1 protein-coding gene is annotated in these 1,150 nt (G+C 32.2%); it reads right to left on the bottom strand.

What is annotated here, in order from left to right; all coding sequences use genetic code 11:
- Positions 1–166: 166 nt before the first annotated feature.
- Positions 167–922, bottom strand: a complete 756-nt coding sequence (locus G468_RS22045; RefSeq protein WP_162143450.1) for a replication initiation protein — start codon at positions 920–922, stop codon at positions 167–169.
- Positions 923–1,150 lie beyond the last annotated feature (228 nt).

The following is a 1,150-nucleotide window of genomic DNA, read 5'->3' as shown; positions in this document are numbered from 1 at the left end:
AAGGTGTTTTGATGTGAGAGCAAAGCTCAAAAGCTGCTCGATTGATATGTCACACGCTTTCATTATGCGTGCAATATGCGTACTATTTCGCATAGCTCAACTCCTAGACTATGTAGGTTTTGGGTTAGCTCTATGTCAGTGGTGATACACTGGCGTAGGGCGTTATTTAAAAATCATCGTATTCATAACTAATTATTACTTTATGAGCTTTTTTACCTTTTCTTTCAGATATTTCCATCTTTATCTTTCTAAATTCGGTAATTTCAATAATTTTTTTGATTGATCTTTCTATAAATTTATTTTTAAAATATTTAAATTCATTGTATGTTTTAACTTTCTCTACACCCAATTCTATTTTTAAATTATCTATTGATGTTTCAAAATATTTCTTCTTACCTGAACTTATATTTTTTCTCAGTAATTGATATAAATTACTTGCATTAGTGTCGCTTATCCTAACTGATGACAAAAGAATTTGTGTGGTAAAATCTTTTTCGATCATACATATGTATGGTTCCATTTGCCGACTAAACCTAATCTGAACAACAGCTTCCATATCAATATAACTACAAGAATCAGTTATATGTAATAAACGCATTCCTCGCCAATTCTTTTCACTTTCAAGAAATTCACTTGGTCGTCTAGCAAAAGCTTTTAATAATTCTTCCTGTGGTATTTCCATAGATTGCTTATGCAGTAGACGAGCACCACTCTTTAACTGTTCGTAAGCAGTATTAATATCAATATTACATACCCGCGAATAATCCTTTGCCGATATTTCAAATATTTGCCCTTCCTTAATCAAATGCTTGGGATCAATCTGTGACATGATCAAAAATAGAATTCTCCTAGCAGCAAGGGGCATTGAAGCAAAAGTTTTATTAATACCATTTCTATGCCTAATTTTTGTTTTTTTAGTCACATTAAACACATCGTAATTTATCCATTAATATTTAAAGTACAACAAATATAGCTCAAAAAATAAAGGTGTACAATACTTTTTTAAAAAAGTACACCTAACCTGTTATATGGTAACCTTTTCCCTTGTGCGTGGTAACCATTCCCTTGTGTGTAGTAACCTTTTCCCTTGTGCGTGGTAACCTTTTCCCTTGTGTGTAGTAACCTTTTCCCTTGTGCGTGGTAACCTTTT

The sequence above is a fragment of the Arsenophonus nasoniae DSM 15247 genome, assembly GCF_000429565.1.
GTDB lineage: Bacteria > Pseudomonadota > Gammaproteobacteria > Enterobacterales > Enterobacteriaceae > Arsenophonus > Arsenophonus nasoniae.
This window is presented reverse-complemented; position numbering and strand designations above follow the sequence as displayed.